Below are 2,702 nucleotides of genomic sequence, written 5' to 3'. Positions count from 1 at the left end.
TTCCACTTCGGTCGGTTTTTCCAGTGCAACCACTTTTGCACCACGTGGATTCAGGTGTTCCATAAAGCGCTTGATCGTTCCGCCCTTACCGGCTGCATCACGACCTTCGAATAAAATAACAACACGCTGTCCTGTATCACGTACCCACTGCTGCATTTTGAGAAGTTCTATCTGCAACTCCTCTTTCTGCTTTTCATAATTTGAGCGGGAAATTTTCTTGTCGTAGGGATAATCGTTCTCACCGTCGAGCAACGCTTCCAATGGGCGCTCGGCAGGTTTGGTCGTCGCTTCAGCTACAGGGTTGTTCGCTTGATTGACGACCTCGGCCACGACTTGTGGTGCGACCAGATCGGAACCAGAAGGGGTAACTTGAGGCTCTGCAGTCATTGATATCTCCTTTAGTTTTCCGGTTAATTTTTCGTTTTCTTGGCAAAATTATCCTCCTGTTATTGATGGTCTATTTTGATATAAATCAAGCGCAACCTATTGTAGTTAAACTACAAATTGAGCCATTCCCCGTACTTCGGTATGCTCATGCGTTTTTTTTATTTTTTCACGCCCCAGGGGACTATTATTTTTTGTAGCCCCCGCTAAACCTCTCTATCTTCATTCAGCAACCGGCGCTACACTTAGAAACCCAAATGACGAAAGGCCTGATCTGGAGATCGGGCGTATAAAGTTCTGCCCGGAGAAAAAGAAGCGATGGATTCGAGCGCCCGCGGTCAGGTATTAATGGCCCGCCAACCGATCTTCGATAGCGGCCAGAAGGTCATTGCCTATGAACTGCTCTACCGCAATGATCAGGATACCGAGCAAGCAGTTTTCCGAGATGCCAGCGCGACAATTGAAGTCCTGCTGAATGCGTATACCTGTATCAGTGATGCAGGCTCGGTGAAGCGCGTCCCTGCCTTTATTAATATCAGTGAAGAGATGCTGCTCAGCGGCGACTTTCCCGACCTGCCTCGCAAGCAGGTCGTGATCGAGATCCCTGAAACGGTTAAACCCTCCCCTAAGGCCATCAAAGCGATTCTTACACTTGCTAGGAATGGTTACCGCCTGGTTCTGGACAACTTCACGTACAGCGAAGCCTACGACCCCCTGCTGAAAGTTGTGCAAATGGTCAAAGTGGATGTGTCGCAACTGAATAGCGAAGAACTCAGCCACTGCCTGTCGCGCTTACGCTTTTTCAAAGTCACGCCTGTTGCAGTCAAGATTGAAAGCAGCGAAAAACTTGTCGTCTGCAGCCAGCTCGGCTTCAAACTGTTTCAAGGCCACTTTCTAAGCCGCCCCAAACTGGTCAAAGGTAAGAAACTCGAAGCGAATGCAGCAACGCTGATGCAGCTGGTACAGGCGGTGAATAGTCCGGATGCGACACCTGAAGATCTGGAATCGCTGATCATTCAGGACCCTGTGCTCACATTCAAAATGCTGCGTATCGTCAACTCTGCTGCCTACTCGCTGGTACGCAGGGTTGAGTCGATCACCGATGCCGTTGTGCTACTTGGCATGGAACAGATCCGCCGCTGGGTCACTCTGATCTCAATGACCAGTCAGGATGACAAGCCCGAAGAGCTGTGTCGCATGCTACTGATTCGTGGGGCCATGTGTGAAGCCTTGGCCAATGCCACGCATGAGCGGAATACAGGTAGTTACTTTATGGCGGGCATGATGTCTGGCCTGCATGCACTGCTTGATATAGACCAGGCCACACTGCTCGAACAGGTGCCACTGGCAGCCGATATTCAGGATGCATTGCGCGATTACGCCGGACCAATTGGCGAAACGCTAAAAGCCGTCATTGCCTATGAGACAGGCAATTGGAATGAACTGCCGCTGGACATGGATATTGATCTGTATGAAAGCGCCTATCGTCACAGCTTGCAGTGGACACAAGAATCCATGCAGGCCATGCACGATAACTAACTACCTCAGCACCTTTCAATAGCAGCACAAAAAAGCCGCAACAAGGTACCACCCTGTTGCGGCTTTTTATATTCGATCGCCTAAACTCTTAATCGCCCGGCTGTAGATCTGGATGAGCATCTGCGAACGCCTTCAGCTCATTACACGCATCCGCGATACGGGCGATGGTTGGATATACGCTCATATCCACCTTAAAGCGGTTCGCATTGAATACCTGAGGTACCAGCAGCACATCCGCCAGTGTTGGGTCATCGCCGTGACAGAACTTGCCCGTCTGATCTGAATCAGCCAGAGCACGCTCCAACGCTGCAAAACCCTCTTGCACCCAGTGTTGATACCACGCGGTTTTCTGTTCGTCGGACACGCCGAATTCAGACACCAGGTATTTGAGGATACGCAGGTTGTTCACCGGATGGATATCGCAAGCAATCAGCTGCGCCAGACTGCGTACACGGGCTCGCTCCAGCACATCAGAAGGCAGCAACTGAAGCGTTTCAGGATAAGCTTCATCCAGGTACTCACACATCGTGAGCGACTGGTTCAGCATTTCTCCGTTATCGTCCAGCGATGGCACCAAACCCTGAGGGTTACGCGCCAGATTCTCTTCACCTCGTTGCTCCGCCTTCAACAGGTTCACAGGCACCTGTTCGTAAGCCAAGCCTTTCAGGTTCAAGGCAATACGGACGCGATACGCTGCAGAGGAGCGACAGTAATCGTAAAGAATCATTTTAGAAGTCCCTAAATGAATCCATACCGCCCTCAGAACAAGTCCTGAGAGC

General features: G+C 50.7%; 2 protein-coding genes and 1 pseudogene. 1 reads left to right on the top strand and 2 read right to left on the bottom strand.

Going from position 1 to position 2,702, the window contains the following annotated elements:
- Positions 1–387 (bottom strand): annotated as a pseudogene (locus ABYW01_RS18815) (hypothetical protein); the annotation flags it as partial.
- A gap of 315 nt (positions 388–702) precedes the next feature.
- Between ABYW01_RS18815 and ABYW01_RS18810 the strand changes: the two are divergent.
- Positions 703–1,923 carry an EAL and HDOD domain-containing protein gene (locus ABYW01_RS18810; protein WP_372835824.1) on the top strand — a complete coding sequence of 407 codons (1,221 nt, stop codon included), beginning with the start codon at positions 703–705 and terminating at the stop codon, positions 1,921–1,923.
- A gap of 88 nt (positions 1,924–2,011) precedes the next feature.
- Here the strand turns inward: ABYW01_RS18810 and maiA are convergent, their stop codons facing one another.
- Complete coding sequence (gene maiA / locus ABYW01_RS18805) at positions 2,012–2,650, bottom strand: maleylacetoacetate isomerase (protein ID WP_372835826.1); 639 nt, start codon at positions 2,648–2,650, stop codon at positions 2,012–2,014.
- Positions 2,651–2,702 lie beyond the last annotated feature (52 nt).

It is taken from the genome of Pontibacterium sp., assembly GCF_041587635.1.
GTDB lineage: Bacteria > Pseudomonadota > Gammaproteobacteria > Pseudomonadales > Balneatricaceae > Pontibacterium.
This window is presented reverse-complemented; position numbering and strand designations above follow the sequence as displayed.